This is a genomic window from Mycobacterium sp. NGS63 (assembly GCF_059812295.1).
On sequence record NZ_JCALCJ010000001.1, the window covers coordinates 343,545 to 360,030 of the forward strand.

A 16,486-nucleotide genomic window follows, 5' to 3' on the forward strand; every position below is an offset into this window, starting at 1 on the left:
CCGGTCGGGGGCTAGCCCTGTTTCGAGCCCGACTTCAGCATGTTGCGCAGCACGTACTGCAGGATGCCGCCGTTGCGGTAGTAGTCGGCCTCGCCGGGGGTGTCGATGCGCACCACCGCGTCGAACTCCAAAGCGTCTCCGGGATCGCCGGAGCTGTCCTTGATCGCCTTGACCTTCACCGTCTTCGGGGTCTTGCCGTCGTTGAGCGCTTCGATGCCGGTGATGTCGAAGACCTCGGTGCCGTCCAGGCCCAGGTCCTGCGCCGACTTGCCGTCGGGGAACTGCAGCGGGATGACGCCCATGCCGATCAGGTTGGATCGGTGGATGCGTTCGAACGACTCGGCGATCACCGCGCGCACGCCCAGCAGCAGCGTGCCCTTGGCCGCCCAGTCGCGCGACGAACCCGACCCGTACTCCTTGCCGCCCAGCACCACCAGCGGGATGTCTTGCGCGGCATAGTTTTGCGCCGCGTCGTAGATGAACGCCTGCGGCCCGCCGTCCTGGGTGAAGTCGCGGGTGTAGCCGCCGGCCACATCGTCCAGTAGCTGGTTGCGCAGCCGGATGTTGGCGAACGTGCCGCGGATCATCACCTCGTGGTTGCCGCGCCGCGACCCGAAGGAGTTGTAGTCCTTGCGCTCGACGCCGTGCTCGTCGAGGTACTGCGCCGCGGGCGTGCCCGGCTTGATGCTGCCGGCGGGGGAGATGTGGTCGGTGGTCACCGAATCGCCGAGCAGCGCCAGCACCCGCGCGCCGGTGATGTCCTTGACCGGCTCGGGGTCGGCCGACATCCCCTCGAAGTAGGGGGGCTTGCGCACGTACGTCGAATCCGGGTCCCACTCAAAGGTATTGCCGCTGGGCGTCGGCAGGTTGCGCCAACGCTCGTCGCCCTTGAACACGTCGGCGTAGTTCTTGGTGAACATCTCCTGGCTGATGGCCGAGGCGATGGTGTCCGAGACGTCCTTCTGCGACGGCCAGATGTCCTTGAGATAGACGTCGTTGCCGTCTTTGTCTTGGCCGAGCGGCTGCTCGTCGAAGTCGAAGTCCATGGTGCCGGCCAGCGCGTAGGCGACCACCAGCGGCGGCGACGCCAGGTAGTTCATCTTCACGTCGGGGTTGATGCGGCCCTCGAAGTTGCGGTTGCCCGACAGCACGGCGGCCACCGAAAGGTCGTTGTCGTTGACGGCCTTCGAAATGTCCTCGGGCAGCGGGCCGGAGTTGCCGATGCACGTGGTGCAGCCGTAGCCGACCAGATAGAAGCCGAGCTTCTCCAAATACGGCCACAGGCCGGCCTTGTCGTAGTAGTCGTGGACGACCTGCGAGCCCGGCGCCATCGTGGTCTTCACCCACGGCTTGGAGGCCAGCCCCTTCTCGACGGCGTTGCGCGCCAACAGCGCCGCGCCCAGCATCACCTCGGGGTTGGAGGTGTTGGTGCACGACGTGACCGCGGCGATCACCACCGCGCCGTGGTCGAGCTCGAACTCGCCCAACTCGTCGGACTTCACCGTGACCGGGTTGCTCACCCGGCCCTTGGCGTGCCTGGCGGCCGACTCCGCCGGCTTGTGGTCGTCGGCGTGGCCGTTGCTCAGCGCCCCCGGGTCGCTGGCCGGGAACGTCTCGTCGACCGCCTCGTCGAGCTTCGAGTAGTCCTTCTTGTCGGGGTCGTCGCCGACGTAGTTCGGGATCTGCTCGCGGAACGTAGATTTGGCGTCCGACAACGCGATGCGGTCCTGCGGGCGCTTGGGCCCGGCGATGGACGGCACCACGTCGGACAGGTCGAGTTCGATGTATTCGGAGAACGCCGGCTCGTGCTTGGGGTCGTGCCACATGCCTTGTTCCTTGGCGTAGGCCTCGACCAGCGCCAGCTGCTCGTCGGAGCGGCCGGTGAAGCGCAGGTAGGAGATGGTCTCCTCGTCGATCGGGAAAATGGCTGCGGTGGAACCGAATTCGGGGCTCATGTTGCCCAGCGTGGCGCGGTTGGCCAGCGGCACCTCGGCTACGCCCTCGCCGTAGAACTCGACGAACTTGCCCACCACGCCGTGCTTGCGCAGCATCTCGGTGACCGTCAGCACCACGTCGGTGGCCGTCACGCCGGCCTGGATCTCGCCGGTCAGCTTGAACCCGACGACGCGCGGGATCAGCATCGACACCGGCTGGCCGAGCATCGCGGCCTCGGCCTCGATGCCGCCGACGCCCCAGCCCAGCACGCCGAGCCCGTTGACCATCGTGGTGTGCGAGTCGGTGCCCACGCAGGTGTCGGGGTACGCCAGCCCGTCGCGGTCCATCACGACGCTCGCCAGGTACTCGATGTTGACCTGGTGCACGATGCCGGTGCCCGGGGGCACCACCTTGAAGTCGTCGAAAGCGCCCTGCCCCCAACGCAGGAACTGGTAGCGCTCGCCGTTGCGCTCGTACTCGATCTCGACGTTGCGCTCGAAGGCGTTGGCGGTGCCGAACAGGTCGGCGATCACCGAGTGGTCGATCACCAGGTCGGCCGGCGCCAGCGGGTTGACCTTCTCCGCGTCGCCGCCGAGCTCGCCGATCGCCTCGCGCATGGTGGCGAGGTCGACGATGCACGGGACGCCGGTGAAGTCCTGCATCACCACGCGCGCCGGGGTGTACTGGATCTCAATGCTGGGCTCCGCCTTGGGATCCCAGTTCGCGATGGCCTCGATGTGGTCCTTGGTGATGTTGCTGCCGTCCTCGTTGCGCAGCAGGTTCTCGGCGAGGACCTTGAGGCTGTAGGGGAGTTTCTCGGTGTTGGGGACGGCGTCCAGGCGATAGATCTGGTAACTCTTGTCGGCGACCTTGAGGGTGTCGCGGGCTCCGAACGAGTTCACAGAATCTTTGCTAGTCACTTCAACTCCCAAGGATTAAATTCTTCCGCCGGCGGGCTGTGCCGGCGGCGCGGTGCTACTTTAACAGTACGCTTGTCCTGCATTACGGCGGGCACCTCGTAGTCCAGTCTTGTCTCGCAAGCCGCGCCTTTAAACCCCCGTGGATGCTCAGTTGAGGGATTTCCCGGTGCGTTGTCCGCGCGAGACATAACACACGGCGACCGGCGCCGGCGCGTCGTGTGCGAGGTTTATGTGTCGCGGCATGCCACGCGCGATCCGGCGGACCCGGGGCGCGTACCGTGCCTGTAGCACCGCGCCAGGAGGGACACGATGACGGGTCAACAGTTCCTGCCCGCCTACATTCCGCAAGACGTCGACATGGCCGCGATCAAGGCCCAGGTCGCCGCCGACGGCGTCAGCGCGCCGCCGCCGGCCATGGCCGGGCTGCTCGACGTGGTCAACCAGGCGCGCGCCGGGGGCATCAACCTCAAGATCGTGCTGCTCGACCACAACCCCCCGAACGACACGCCGCTGCGCGACATCTCGACCGTCGTCGGCGCCGACTACCACGACGCCACGGTGCTGACCCTGAGCCCCAACTACGTCGGCAGCTACAGCACGCAGTTCCCGCGGGTCACCCTCGAGGCGGGCGAGGACATCGCCAAGACGGGTAACCCGGTGGTCTCGGCGCAGCACTTTCTGCACGAGCTGAGCGCGCCGGAGTTCCCCTGGACGGGGCTGACCATCTTCTTGTTGGTCTTCGTGTTCGCGGCGGCGGTCGGCACCCGCTTCCTGCAGGTGCGCGGCAGGCGCGCAGCAACCCCGGCCGGCGGGCCCGACGACCCGCCCGACGCGACCGGCAGCGCCTAGCACCGGCGCCTAGCACGGCCATCCGGCTCCAGCCGCCCCGGCGGCCGGACGGCCACGGTCCGGCGCGGCAAACCCAGCAGGTCACCGTTCGGTCACATTAAACGCACGTCAAGAGTGCAGTTTGTGACGGGCGTTTCCCACGCGTCATGTGTGACGTACGGTGCAAATGATGCTTGTGTTGTTATGGCCGCCCCCCGTGAATGACCGTGCCTTCCGCCGCCCGCGCTGAGCCGTAGGAGACCTGACTCGAATGAGAAGCATCCGCTCGGGCTCCGCCGCGCGACCGGCCGCCAGGCTGGTCCGGCCGCTGCTGCCCTCGGTGCTGAGCGTGGCCATGCTGGTGTGCACCCCCGGCCTGGCGCAGGGCGACCCCGCGGCCGACGGCCTCGCCGCGCTGATCGCGAACGTCGCCAAGGCCAACCAGCGGCTGGAAGACTTGACCGCCGAGATCGAGACCGAGCAGGAAAGCGTCAACAAGGCCCTCGTCGACGTGGAGACCGCTCGGGACAACGCGGTCGCCGCCGACCACGACCTTCAGGACAGCCGGCAGGCGGTCAACGACGCCAACACGGCGATCGCCGCGGCGCAGCGGCGCTTCGACACCTTCGCGGCGGCCACCTATATGAACGGGCCGTCGGGCAGCTACCTGACGGCGACCAGCCCCGAGGACATCATCGCCACCGAAAGCGCGTCGCGGACCCTGACCGCCAGCTCCCAGGCCGTGATGGACAAGCTGCAGCGGGCCCGCACCGAGCAGGTGAACAAGGAGTCGGCGGCGCGGCTGGCCAAGCAGAAGGCCGACAAGGCCGCGACCGACGCGAAGGCCAGCCAGGACGCCGCGGTGGCGGCGCTCACCGATTCCAAGCGCAAGTTCGACGAACAGCGTGAGCGGGCGACCCGCCTGGCCGCCGAGCGGGACGAGGCGCAGGCCAAACTCGAGGCGGCCAAGCGCGAATGGGCGGCGGGCCGGGGCGGTGCGGCCGTGCCGGCCTCGGGCGACCGGTGGGACCCCGGTGCGCCGGCCAGCGCGCCGCCCGGCGGCGGCCGTCAGTGGGACGGGCTGTGGGACCCGACGCTGCCCATGGTGCCCAGCGCCAACGTGCCCGGCGACCCGATCGCGGTGGTGAACCAGGTGCTCGGCATCTCGGCGACCTCGACGCAGGTGACGGCCGGCATGGGCCGCAGCTTCCTGCAGCAGCTGGGCATCCTCAAGCCCGACGACACCGGCATCACCAACCCCGCCCCTGGCCGCCCGTCGCGGATTCCGCGGGTTTACGGGCGGCAGGCCTCCGAATACGTGATCCGGCGCGGCATGTCGCAGATCGGGGTGCCCTACTCGTGGGGCGGCGGCAACGCGGCCGGCCCGAGCAAGGGGATCGACTCCGGCGCGGGCATCACCGGCTTCGACTGTTCGGGCCTGGTCCTGTATTCGTTCGCCGGGGTCGGCATCAAGCTGCCCCACTATTCGGGCTCGCAGTACAACCTGGGCCGCAAGATCCCGTCGTCCCAGATGCGCCGCGGCGATGTCATCTTCTACGGCCCGGGCGGCAGCCAGCACGTGACGATCTACCTCGGCAACGGACAGATGCTCGAGGCCCCCGACATCGGTTTGAAGGTCCGCGTCGCCCCGGTGCGGACCAGCGGGATGACGCCGTATGTGGTCCGCTACATCGAGTACTGAACGAGGAGCTATGCGCCGCAAGCGGTTTCGCCTGATCCACCTGGCCTCCAGCGTCACGGTGGTAGCCGGGCTGACGTTGTCCATTGCCGCCCCGGCCGGCGCCGACCCCGGCGCGTGGGATCCCACCCTGCCGGCCACCATCAGCGCGGGCGCCCCGGGCGATCCGCTCGCGGTCGCCAATGCCTCGCTGCAGGCCACCGCCCAGGCCACCCAGACCACGCTGGACCTGGGCCGCCAATTCCTCGGCGGGCTCGGAATCAACCTGGGCGGCAGCCCACCCGCCGCCGACCCGGGCGCGACCAGCCCCAGCCGGATCCCGCGGGCCAACGGCCGGCAGGCCATCGAGTACGTGATCAAGCGCGGCGGCTCGCAGATGGGGGTGCCGTACTCGTGGGGCGGCGGTTCGCCGAACGGCCCGAGCAAAGGTGTCGGCGACGGCGCCAACATCACCGGCTTCGACTGCTCGGGCCTGATGCGGTACATGTTCGCCGGCGTCGGCGTGCTGATCCCGCGGTTCTCCGGCGACCAGTACAACTTCGGCCGCCACATTCCGCAGAACGAGGCCCGGCGCGGCGACCTGATCTTCTACGGCCCGGGCGGCAGCCAGCACGTCACCATGTACCTGGGCAACGGCCAGATGCTGGAGGCCTCCAGCCTCGCCGGCAAGGTCACCGTCAGCCCGGTGCGCAAGCCCGGCATGACGCCGTTCCTGACTAGGATCATCGAGTACTGATCAGCGGGGCCGGCGACCATCAGCTGGGCGAGCGTCGACGGAATTACGCAGGCCTGGAATAGTTGGACGAGGGCACGTCGCTGCCCGGCAGTCGTGTCCGATTGAGCTGTGGAGGGTTCTTCATGACAACAGCAGGTGGGCCGCCCCCGGGCGCCAGCAACTACCCGGGCCAGTCCGGCCCTCCCGCGCATGAGGCGCCCCCCGGCGGCGGTAACGGCCTGGCCGCCGAGGTCCACACGCTCGAGCGGGCCATCTTCGAGGTCAAACGGATCATCGTCGGCCAGGACCAGCTCGTCGAGCGGATGCTGGTCGGCCTGCTGTCCAAGGGGCACGTCCTGCTCGAGGGCGTTCCCGGCGTGGCCAAGACCCTGGCCGTGGAGACCTTCGCGCGGGTGGTCGGCGGGACCTTCGCGCGCATCCAGTTCACCCCCGACCTGGTGCCCACCGACATCATCGGTACCCGCATCTACCGGCAGGGCAAGGAGGAGTTCGACACCGAGCTCGGCCCGGTGGTGGTCAACTTCCTGCTCGCCGACGAGATCAACCGCGCGCCCGCCAAGGTGCAGTCGGCGCTGCTCGAGGTCATGCAGGAGCGCCACGTGTCGATCGGCGGCAAGACCTTCCCGCTGCCCAACCCGTTCCTGGTGATGGCGACGCAGAACCCGATCGAGCACGAGGGCGTCTACCCGCTGCCCGAGGCCCAGCGCGACCGCTTCCTGTTCAAGATCAACGTCGGCTACCCGACGCCGGAGGAGGAGCGCGAGATCATCTACCGGATGGGGGTCAAGCCGCCGGTGCCCAAGCAGATCCTCAACACCGGCGACCTGCTGCGGCTGCAGGACATCGCGTCCAACGTCTTCGTCCACCACGCGCTCGTCGACTACGTGGTGCGCGTCGTCACCGCCACCCGCCACCCCGAGCAGCTGGGCATGAACGACGTCAAGACCTGGATCTCGTTCGGCGCGTCCCCGCGCGCCTCGCTGGGCATCATCGCCGGGGCCCGCTCGCTGGCGCTGGTGCGCGGCCGCGACTACGTCATCCCGCAGGACGTGGTGGAGGTCATCCCCGACGTGCTGCGCCACCGCCTGGTGCTCACCTACGACGCGCTGGCCGACGAGATCTCGCCCGAGATCGTCATCAACCGCGTCCTGCAGACGGTTGCCCTGCCGCAGGTGAATGCCATTCCGCAGCAAGGTCATTCGGTGCCGCCCGTGATGCAGGCCGCCGGCGCGGCCAGCGGTCGGTGACGGATCCAGCCCCCGCCGGGAAGCCCGCGGCCAACCGCCCGCCGTCGTTCCAGCGCGGGCAGATCGACGACCCGAAGCTCTCGGCAGCCCTGCGCACGCTCGAGCTCACCGTCAAGCGCAAGCTCGACGGCGTCCTGCACGGCGATCACCTCGGGCTGATCCCGGGGCCGGGCAGCGAGCCGGGGGAGTCGCGCGAGTACCAGCCCGGCGACGACGTCCGGCGCATGGACTGGGCCGTCACCGCGCGCACCACCCACCCGCACGTGCGGCAGATGATCGCCGACCGTGAGCTGGAGACCTGGCTGGTGATCGACATGTCGGCCAGCCTGGACTTCGGCACCACGGTGTGCGAGAAGCGCGACCTGGCCGTGGCGGCCGCCGCGGCGATCACGTTCCTCAACAGCGGCGGCGGCAACCGGCTCGGCGCGATTGTGTCCACCGGCGCGACCATCACCCGCGTGCCGGCCCGCTCCGGGCGCCAACACGAGCAGACGCTGTTGCGGACCATCGCGACGACGCCCAAGGCGCCGGTCGGGGTGCGCGGGGATTTGGCGACGGCCATCGACGCGCTGCGCCGGCCCGAACGCCGCCGCGGCATGGCCGTGATCATCAGCGACTTCCTCGGCCCGATCAACTGGACGCGGCCGCTGCGCGCGATCGCGGCCCGCCACGAGGTGCTGGCCATCGAGGTGCTCGATCCCCGCGACGTCGAGCTGCCCGACGTCGGCGACGTCGTGTTGCAGGACGCCGAGTCCGGCGTCACCCGCGAGTTCACCATCGACGCCCAGCTGCGTGACGACTTCGCCAAGGCCGCCGCGGCGCATCGCGAGGAGGTTTCGCGCACCTTCCGCAGCTGCGGGGCGCCGGTGCTGACCCTGCGCACCGACCGGGACTGGATCGCCGACATCGTCCGCTTTGTCGAGTCCCGCCGGCGCGGGGCACTGGCCGGGCGGCAGTGACTCGGATATGACCTTGCCCCTGCTGGGCCCGATGACGTTGTCGGGCTTCGCGCATTCGTGGTTCTTCCTTTTTCTCCTCGTCGTCGCCGGGTTGGCCGCGCTGTACATCGTGCTGCAGCTGGCGCGCCAGCGGCGGATGCTGCGGTTCGCGAACATGGAGCTGCTGGAAAGCGTCGCCCCGCAGCGGCCATCGCGGTGGCGGCACGTGCCGGCGATCCTGCTGGTGACCTCGCTGGTGCTGTTCACCGTCGCGATGGCGGGGCCCACCAACGATGTGCGGATCCCCCGCAACCGCGCGGTGGTGATGCTGGTGATCGACGTGTCGCAGTCGATGCGCGCCACCGACGTCGCGCCCAACCGGATGGCCGCCGCGCAGGAGGCGGCGAAGGCGTTCGCCGACGAGCTGACCCCGGGGATCAACCTGGGCCTGATCGAGTACGCGGGCACCGCGACCGTGCTGGTGTCGCCGACCACCAACCGGGAGGCGACCAAGAACGCGCTGGACAAGCTGCAGTTCGCCGACCGCACCGCGACCGGGGAGGGCATCTTCACCGCGCTGCAGGCCATCGCCACGGTCGGCGCGGTGATCGGCGGCGGCGACACGCCGCCCCCGGCGCGCATCGTGTTGTTCTCCGACGGCAAGGAGACGATGCCGACCAACCCCGACAACCCCAAGGGCGCCTTCACCGCCGCGCGCACCGCCAAGGACCAGGGCGTACCGATCTCGACGATCTCGTTCGGCACCCCCTACGGCTTCGTCGAGATCAACGATCAGCGCCAGCCCGTCCCGGTCGACGACTCCACCATGAAGAAGGTCGCCGAGCTGTCCGGCGGGAGCTGGTACAACGCCGCGAGCCTGGCCGAGCTGAAGGCCGTCTACGCCTCGCTGCAGCAGCAGATCGGCTACGAGACGATCAAGGGTGACGCCAGCGCGAGCTGGCTGCGCCTGGGCGCGCTGGTGCTGGCGCTGGCGGCGGGGGCGGCGCTGCTGATCAACCGCCGGCTGCCGACCTAGCCCTATTCCGCGGACGTAACGCCGGGGCGAAACTTAGCTCCATATTTCGCCCTGCCGTTACATGCGGCGGGCGCGCGCTTGGGCCACTCGACGGGTGATGTCGTCGGGGTGGTCTTCAGCGATGACCCGAACGACGATCCACCCGTAGCGTTCGAGCATCTCCAGGCGACGGATGTCCTTCACGTATTGATAGCGACTGGATTGATGATGATCGCCGTCGTACTCGACCGCGACCTTGATGTCCTCCCATCCCATGTCCAAATACGCTTCGGCCCAATCCCATTCGTTGCGCACCGCGATTTGCGTCTGCGGACGGGGAAATCCGGCGCGCACCAGCAAGAGCCGTAACCAGGTTTCTTTCGGCGACTGAGCCCCGCCGTCGACGAGTTCGAGAGCCGCTCTGGCGGCCTTCATGCCGTGGCGGCCGCGGTAGCGGTCGACGAGCAGCTCGACGTCTGCCATCTTCAACTCGGTCGCTTGGACCAGCGCGTCGATCGCGGCGATCGCGATGCCCGCCGGATTGCGGCGGGCCAGATCAAGCGCGGTGCGCGCGGGCGTCGTGATGCGCATCTGATCGATGACGGTGATCTCGTCGGCCTCGATGCGTTCTTCCCAGACGCGCACCCCGGCGGCTTGGCGGCGGTTGGTATCGATGATCTCGGCCGGCCGCGATGGATCGATCCACCGAGCGCCATGCAGAGCGGAAGCGGAGAAACCTGCCAGGATGCCGCGGCGCCGCGAGCGCAGCCAGCTTGCTTTGGCGCGCCGCACCGCTGTCAGTTCGGTGTCCCGCGGGAGGTACACGTCCCGGAAAAGGGCGACGTAACGGCTTCGCAGCTCGTGGCGAGTCACTAGCTGCGCGGCCCGGGCTTCGCTGCCCACGAACGGGTCAGTCATGACGAAAGTGTGCTGAGCCACACCGACAGCCCGACGCTCACGTAACGCCAGGGCGGAATCCCGCTCATTGTTTCGCCATGACGTTACGCGCGCGAGAGGGGGAGATTTCAGGCGGACCGCACTGAAACGATAGGTTGGCGGGGTGACTGACTCCGACTACGGCAGACCCGCGTTCGTGTCCCGTTCGACCCTGGTGACGGGCGGAAACCGGGGGATCGGTCTGGCGATCGCGCAGCGGTTGGCCGCCGACGGGCACAAGGTGGCCGTCACGCACCGGGGATCAGGGGTGCCCGACGGGCTGTTCGGCGTCGAGTGCGACGTCACCGACAACGACGCCGTCGACCGCGCCTTCACCGAGGTCGAGGAGCACCAGGGCCCGGTCGAGGTGCTGGTGTCCAACGCCGGCATCTCCAAGGACGCATTCCTCATCCGGATGACCGAGGAGCGGTTTGAGGAGGTCATCAACGCCAACCTCACCGGCGCGTTCCGGGTGACCCAGCGTGCGGCGCGCAGCATGCAGAAAAAGCGGTTCGGCCGGATCATCTACATCGGTTCGGTCTCCGGCAGCTGGGGCATCGGCAACCAGTCCAACTACGCGGCCGCCAAGGCCGGCCTCATCGGCATGGCCCGCTCGATTTCCCGCGAGTTGTCGAAGGCCGGGGTGACCGCGAACGTGGTCGCCCCCGGCTACATCGACACCGAGATGACCCGCTCCCTGGACGAGCGGATCCAGAAGGGGGCACTCGAGTTCATCCCGGCAAAGCGGGTCGGCACCGCCACCGAGGTCGCCGGGGTGGTCAGCTTCCTGGCGTCCGAGGACGCGAGCTACATCGCCGGCGCGGTCATCCCGGTCGACGGCGGCATGGGCATGGGCCACTGATTTTCATTACGACACAAGGCATTAAGGACGGACATGGCAGGACTGCTCGAAGGCAAACGGATTCTGGTCACCGGGATCATCACCGACTCCTCGATCGCGTTTCACATCGCGCGGGTGGCCCAGGAGCAGGGGGCCGAACTGGTGCTGACCGGGTTCGACCGGCTGCGGCTCATCCAGCGCATCGCCGACCGGCTACCGAACAAGGCCCCACTGATCGAGCTCGACGTGCAAGACGAGAAGCATTTGGCCACGCTGGCCGACCGGGTGACCGAGGTGATCGGTGAGGGCAACAAGCTCGACGGCGTGGTGCATTCGATCGGCTTCATGCCGCAGACCGGGATGGGCATCAACCCGTTCTTCGACGCCCCGTACGAGGACGTCGCCAAGGGCATCCACATCTCGGCGTATTCGTATGCGTCGCTGGCCAAGGCGCTGCTGCCGATCATGAACCCCGGCGGCGGGATCGTCGGCATGGACTTCGACCCGTCGCGCGCGATGCCGGCCTACAACTGGATGACCGTCGCCAAGAGCGCGCTGGAGTCCGTCAACCGGTTCGTGGCCCGCGAGGCCGGCCGCTACGGCGTGCGCTCCAATCTGGTTGCGGCCGGGCCGATCCGGACGCTGGCGATGAGCGCCATCGTCGGCGGCGCGCTCGGCGAGGAGGCCGGCGCGCAGATACACCTGCTCGAGGAGGGCTGGGACCAGCGCGCGCCGCTGGGCTGGAACATGAAGGACGCCACGCCGGTGGCCAAGACGGTGTGCGCGCTGCTGTCCGAGTGGCTGCCCGCCACCACCGGGACCGTCATCTACGCCGACGGCGGCGCCAGCACCCAATTGCTGTAAATCGCAATGGAGTTTGACGCCGTCCTGCTGCTGTCCTTCGGCGGCCCGGAGGGGCCCGAGCAGGTGCGGCCGTTCTTGGAGAACGTCACCCGCGGCCGAAACGTCCCGCCGGAACGCCTCGACGACGTCGCCGAGCACTACCTGCATTTCGGCGGAGTCTCGCCGATCAACGGCATCAACCGGGCGCTGATCGCGCAGCTGGAGGCCGAGCAGCAGTTGCCGGTCTACTTCGGCAACCGCAACTGGGAGCCCTACGTGGAAGACGCCGTTACCGCCATGCGGGACAACGGCGTTCGTCGTGCCGCGGTGTTCACCACGTCGGCGTGGAGCGGGTACTCCAGCTGCACGCAGTATGTCGAGGACATCGCCCGGGCCCGCGCGGCGGCGGGACCCGGCGCGCCCGAATTGGTCAAGCTGCGAACCTATTTCGACCATCCGCTTTTCGTGGAGATGTTCGCCGGCGCCGTCGCCGACGCCGCGAAAGCGGTGCCCGCCGGCGCCCGGTTGGTGTTCACCGCGCACTCGATCCCGGTGGCCGCCGACCAACGCTGCGGCCCGCGGCTGTACAGCCGCCAAGTCGCGTATGCCGCACGGCTGGTCGCGGCCGCGGCCGGATACGCCGACTACGACCTGGTGTGGCAGTCTCGGTCGGGCCCGCCCCAGATTCCATGGCTGCAACCCGACGTCGCCGACCACCTCAGGGCGATCACCCCCCAGGCCGTGGTCGTCTGCCCGATCGGGTTCGTTGCCGACCACATCGAGGTCGTCTGGGATCTCGACCACGAGTTGCGGTTACAGGCCGAGGCCGCCGGAATCGCGTTTGCCCGGGCCGCAACGCCCAACGCCGATCGGCGGTTCGCCCGCCTGGCCGCCGACCTGATCGACGAGCTCCGCCACGGGCGCGCGCCGCGCCGGGTGAGCGGCACCGATCCGGTGCCGGGCTGCTTTGCCAGCACCGACGGCGAACCGTGCCGCCCGCCGCATTGCGCGGCGCCGCAGCAGACCTAGTCCGCCCAGGCGGAGTAGAGGATCGCGGTGACCGCCGCGATCCTCGCCGAGCGCACCACCGCGGTGAGCGGCCGCAGCGCGTCGGTCGCGATCTGGGCCTGCGACGACGATTGCGGGCCGATCCCGGCCAGGCCCGCGCTGACCGCGATGATCGCGTCGACGTGCGCGGCGTTCTCCAGCACCCGCAGCGCGCGAGTCGGCGCGTGGTCGGGAATGCGGTGTTGCCGTGAGGATTCCAGCAGCTGCTCGACGAGTCCCCGCGGATCGTCGACGTCGGACGCGGCGCCGAGCCCGAGGGTGCCCAGGGCGTCGGCGGCCGATCGCACCGCCGACCGCAGCCCGTACTCGGCGTCGCCGAGCTCGTAGTGGTCGAGTACGGGCGCGCCCGGCAGCGAATAAACCGTCCACGCCAGCCCGCACAGTTCGGGCAGGCCGTCGTCGACCTCGTCGAGTTCGCCGTAGTTGAACTCGGGGACCAGCCCGATGGCGGCGGCGGGATCGTCGGGGCTGGCGATGATGACGGCCTCGCCCGCGGCCAGGGCGTCGGATTCGAACTGCGTCCCCGGGGCCAGCCCCCGCACGTCGCCGGGCACGGGCAGCACCACGTTGATCGTCCCGCGGGCGCGGGACCGGCCGACCGCGGCGCGCAGCGTCTGCAGCAGCGTGACCGTCCCGGCGTCGTGGACGTCGGGCCACGGCAGCCCGGTGTGGCCCGCGGCGACGGCATCATACGCGGTGACCGATTGCTTTGGCGCCCAGAGGGATAACGCGTCCAAGACATCGTCGGGCGCGGCCTTGCCCGCGAGCCAGGCGTTGGCCCACAGGGACAGCGAGACACTGGGACACCACATGTTCTCGGAGTGTAGTTGTTTGGTCCGGCAAAGTCGGATTACGCGTATTCTGGCCGCATGCCCGCCGCGGTGATCTGGCTGATATTCGCGCTGGTGCTTGCCGGTGCCGAGGCGCTCACCGGCGATATGTCCCTGCTGATGCTTTCCGGGGGCGCGCTGGCCGCCGCGGGCAGCACCTGGCTGCTGGGCTGGCCGGTCTGGGCCAACGCGGCGGTGTTCGTGGCCGTGTCGATCCTGCTGATGATCGGGGTGCGGCCCGCGCTGCGGCGACGGCTCGCGCCCGCCAAAGGGCTGCCGACCGGCATCGCCGCGCTGGAGGGCAAGAGCGCGCTGGTGCTCGACCGCGTCGCGCGCGACGAAGGCCAGGTGAAGCTGGACGGCCAGGTGTGGACGGCGCGGCCGCTCAACGACAACGACGTGTACGAGCCCGGCGAACGGGTCACCGTCATGCAGATCAGCGGCGCCACAGCGGTGGTGTTCAAGGGCGTGTAACCCTCTGAAAAAACAGGAGGAAAAGATGGTCGTTCTATTGGTGGTGGCGCTCGCGCTGGTGATCTTCGGGATCATCATCGTGGCCAAGTCCGTCGCCCTGATCCCGCAGGCCGAGGCGGCGGTGATCGAACGCCTGGGTCGCTACAGCCGCACGGTCAGCGGGCAACTGACGCTGCTGGTGCCGTTCATCGACCGGGTGCGCGCCCGCGTGGACCTGCGCGAGCGGGTGGTGTCGTTCCCGCCGCAGCCGGTGATCACCGAGGACAACCTGACGCTGAACATCGACACCGTGGTCTACTTCCAGGTCACCGTGCCGCAGGCGGCCGTCTACGAGATCAGCAACTACATCGTCGGCGTCGAGCAGCTCACCACGACCACGCTGCGCAACGTGGTCGGCGGGATGACGCTCGAGCAGACCCTGACCTCCCGGGACCAGATCAACGGCCAGCTGCGCGGCGTGCTCGACGAGGCGACCGGCCGCTGGGGCCTGCGCGTCGCCCGGGTCGAGCTGCGCAGCATCGACCCGCCCCCATCGATCCAGGCGTCGATGGAAAAGCAGATGAAGGCCGACCGCGAGAAGCGGGCGATGATCCTGACCGCCGAGGGCATGCGCGAGTCGGCGATCAAGGAGGCCGAGGGCAACAAGCAGGCGCAGATCCTGGCCGCCGAGGGCGCCAAGCAGGCCGCGATCCTGGCCGCCGAGGCCGATCGGCAGTCGAGGATGCTGCGCGCGCAGGGTGAGCGCGCCGCCGCCTACCTGCAGGCGCAGGGGCAGGCCAAGGCGATCGAGAAGACGTTCGCCGCGATCAAGGCCGGCAGGCCCACCCCGGAGATGCTGGCCTACCAGTACCTGCAGACGCTGCCGGAGATGGCGCGCGGTGACGCCAACAAGGTGTGGGTGGTGCCCAGCGATTTCAGCGCGGCGCTGCAGGGGTTCACCAAGCTGCTCGGCGCTCCGGGCGAGGACGGGGTGTTCCGGTTCCAGCCGTCGCCGGTCGATGACGCGCCCAAGCACGCCGGCGACGACGACGCCGAAGTCGCCGACTGGTTCTCCACCGAGACCGACCCGGCGATCGCCCAGGCCGTGGCCAAGGCCGAGGCGATCGCGCGGCAGCCGGTCGACGGCCAGCCGGGTGCGCCGCCCGAGCTGACCCAATAGGCTTTCGGGCATGAGTGTCCTGACTTCACCGAAAACCTATGTGGCGCTTGCCGCTTTCCACGCCGGCGACGCCGTGGCCTGCGGGGTCCAGGTGGCCCCGATCAAGAAGGTCCTGGACACCCTCGGGGTGCCCGACGACGTCCGGCGCGTGCTGCCCGTGGTCAAGGCCGCCGCGGCGCTGGGACTGTTGTCGGTCACCCGGTTCCCGGCCCTGGCGAGGCTGACGACGGCGATGCTGACGTTGTACTTCGTCCTGGCGGTGGGCGCGCACATCCGGGTCCGCGACAAAATCGTCAACACGCTTCCGGCCGCGACGTTTCTGGCCACGTTCGCCGCGATGACGGTCAAGGGGCCGGACACGCGCTAGGCCGATGCGCATCGATCCTGCGCTCAGATCGCGATTTCGGCGGCGGAGGCGCGCTGGTTGCAGTTTCGATGAAAGCACCGGCTAGTCCACCCGCAATTCGACCAGGGGCAGCGGGGCGTCGGTGTGGGTGATCGCCGCGCCCAGCGTCTGCTCCAGCACCGGGCGGAACCGTTCCCAAGTCCGGGGGTGCCGGTCGCGGTAGGCGGCCAGCGTCCGGTCGGCTTCGTCCTGGGCCAGAACGCGCGCGGTGGCGCGCCGCGGCGCCCGGCTGCCGGCGTACACCCGAACGCGCGGGTTGGCCTCAATGTTGCGGAACCACTGGGCCTTTCGGCCGAAGCCGGATGCGACGACGTAGACGTCGGGGGCGGGGTGGTCGACGACCTCCAGCACGGCGTAGCGCGGCGCGCCCGACTTGCGCCCGATGTGTTCGAGCATCAGGATGCGCGCGCCGAACAGCGCGCCGGCGCGGGCCTTGTAGATCCAGACGGGGGCGCGCACCAGCCGTCGGGAGCGCAGCAACCGCGCGCCGGCCGTCGCCAACATCGATGCTCGTGCAGCCATGACTGTGATCCTCCTCCGCCCGGGGCGGTCGCATAGCCGGGCAACGTTTCGGGTAAGCCTGATACCCAATGAATCCAAAAGCGGGCAAG

General features: G+C 69.1%; 16 protein-coding genes. 12 read left to right on the forward strand and 4 right to left on the reverse strand.

What is annotated here, in order from left to right; genetic code table 11:
* Positions 1-11: 11 nt before the first annotated feature.
* Positions 12-2,855: an aconitate hydratase gene (locus AC5Y4Z_RS01725; protein ID WP_499960502.1), complete on the reverse strand. Its 2,844-nt coding sequence runs from the start codon at positions 2,853-2,855 to the stop codon at positions 12-14.
* A gap of 309 nt (positions 2,856-3,164) precedes the next feature.
* Between AC5Y4Z_RS01725 and AC5Y4Z_RS01730 the strand changes: the two genes are divergently transcribed.
* The 6 genes from AC5Y4Z_RS01730 (at position 3,165) to AC5Y4Z_RS01755 (ending at position 9,339) form a co-directional block, all read left to right on the forward strand.
* Positions 3,165-3,704 (forward strand): Rv1476 family membrane protein, encoded by a 540-nt coding sequence (locus AC5Y4Z_RS01730; RefSeq protein ID WP_499960503.1) that lies wholly within the window; start codon positions 3,165-3,167, stop codon positions 3,702-3,704.
* Positions 3,705-3,954: 250 nt separating this feature from the next.
* Positions 3,955-5,385 carry an NlpC/P60 family peptidoglycan endopeptidase RipA gene (gene ripA, locus AC5Y4Z_RS01735; protein WP_499960505.1) on the forward strand — a complete coding sequence of 477 codons (1,431 nt, stop codon included), beginning with the start codon at positions 3,955-3,957 and terminating at the stop codon, positions 5,383-5,385.
* A 10-nt stretch (positions 5,386-5,395) separates the two neighbouring features.
* Positions 5,396-6,118 (forward strand): NlpC/P60 family peptidoglycan endopeptidase RipB, encoded by a 723-nt coding sequence (gene ripB, locus AC5Y4Z_RS01740; RefSeq protein WP_499960506.1) that lies wholly within the window; start codon positions 5,396-5,398, stop codon positions 6,116-6,118.
* Between the two features lie 122 nt (positions 6,119-6,240).
* A complete protein-coding gene (moxR1, locus tag AC5Y4Z_RS01745) occupies positions 6,241-7,365 on the forward strand; it encodes a chaperone MoxR1 (protein ID WP_499960507.1) in 1,125 nt (374 codons plus the stop codon).
* Entirely contained in the window at positions 7,362-8,324 is a 963-nt protein-coding gene (locus tag AC5Y4Z_RS01750) for a DUF58 domain-containing protein (RefSeq protein ID WP_499960508.1), read from the forward strand. Before moxR1 ends, AC5Y4Z_RS01750 begins: the two co-directional genes overlap by 4 nt.
* Before the next feature lie 7 nt (positions 8,325-8,331).
* On the forward strand, positions 8,332-9,339 hold the full coding sequence (locus AC5Y4Z_RS01755; RefSeq protein ID WP_499960510.1) for a VWA domain-containing protein: 1,008 nt from the start codon (positions 8,332-8,334) through the stop codon (positions 9,337-9,339).
* Between the two features lie 57 nt (positions 9,340-9,396).
* On the opposite strand, the gene AC5Y4Z_RS01760 is transcribed toward AC5Y4Z_RS01755, so the two are convergent.
* Positions 9,397-10,236 carry a type IV toxin-antitoxin system AbiEi family antitoxin gene (locus AC5Y4Z_RS01760; RefSeq protein ID WP_499960511.1) on the reverse strand — a complete coding sequence of 280 codons (840 nt, stop codon included), beginning with the start codon at positions 10,234-10,236 and terminating at the stop codon, positions 9,397-9,399.
* A gap of 142 nt (positions 10,237-10,378) precedes the next feature.
* On the opposite strand from AC5Y4Z_RS01760, the gene fabG1 reads away from it, so the two are divergent.
* Genes fabG1 through AC5Y4Z_RS01775 form a run of 3 tightly spaced genes read left to right on the forward strand, consistent with a single transcriptional unit; the run spans position 10,379 to position 12,967 of the window.
* Complete coding sequence (gene fabG1, locus AC5Y4Z_RS01765) at positions 10,379-11,116, forward strand: 3-oxoacyl-ACP reductase FabG1 (RefSeq protein ID WP_499960512.1); 738 nt, start codon at positions 10,379-10,381, stop codon at positions 11,114-11,116.
* Between the two features lie 33 nt (positions 11,117-11,149).
* Entirely contained in the window at positions 11,150-11,959 is an 810-nt protein-coding gene (inhA, locus tag AC5Y4Z_RS01770; protein WP_499960513.1) for an NADH-dependent enoyl-ACP reductase InhA, read from the forward strand.
* A 6-nt stretch (positions 11,960-11,965) separates the two neighbouring features.
* The gene (locus AC5Y4Z_RS01775; RefSeq protein WP_499960514.1) at positions 11,966-12,967 is read left to right on the forward strand and encodes a ferrochelatase; all 1,002 of its coding nucleotides are present in this window, start codon (positions 11,966-11,968) and stop codon (positions 12,965-12,967) included.
* Here the strand turns inward: AC5Y4Z_RS01775 and AC5Y4Z_RS01780 are convergent.
* Positions 12,964-13,818: an Rv1486c family protein gene (locus AC5Y4Z_RS01780; RefSeq protein WP_499960515.1), complete on the reverse strand. Its 855-nt coding sequence runs from the start codon at positions 13,816-13,818 to the stop codon at positions 12,964-12,966. The two genes, AC5Y4Z_RS01775 and AC5Y4Z_RS01780, sit on opposite strands and share 4 nt — an antisense overlap.
* Before the next feature lie 57 nt (positions 13,819-13,875).
* Between AC5Y4Z_RS01780 and AC5Y4Z_RS01785 the strand changes: the two genes are divergently transcribed.
* The 3 genes from AC5Y4Z_RS01785 to AC5Y4Z_RS01795 are packed head-to-tail and all read left to right on the forward strand — an operon-like array spanning position 13,876 to position 15,836.
* Entirely contained in the window at positions 13,876-14,310 is a 435-nt protein-coding gene (locus AC5Y4Z_RS01785; RefSeq protein ID WP_499960516.1) for an NfeD family protein, read from the forward strand.
* 25 nt (positions 14,311-14,335) lie between these two features.
* On the forward strand, positions 14,336-15,469 hold the full coding sequence (locus AC5Y4Z_RS01790) for an SPFH domain-containing protein (protein ID WP_499960517.1): 1,134 nt from the start codon (positions 14,336-14,338) through the stop codon (positions 15,467-15,469).
* 10 nt (positions 15,470-15,479) lie between these two features.
* Entirely contained in the window at positions 15,480-15,836 is a 357-nt protein-coding gene (locus AC5Y4Z_RS01795; RefSeq protein WP_499960518.1) for a DoxX family protein, read from the forward strand.
* Between the two features lie 81 nt (positions 15,837-15,917).
* Here the strand turns inward: AC5Y4Z_RS01795 and AC5Y4Z_RS01800 are convergent, their stop codons facing one another.
* Entirely contained in the window at positions 15,918-16,379 is a 462-nt protein-coding gene (locus AC5Y4Z_RS01800) for a nitroreductase family deazaflavin-dependent oxidoreductase (protein WP_499960916.1), read from the reverse strand.
* Positions 16,380-16,486: the final 107 nt, after the last annotated feature.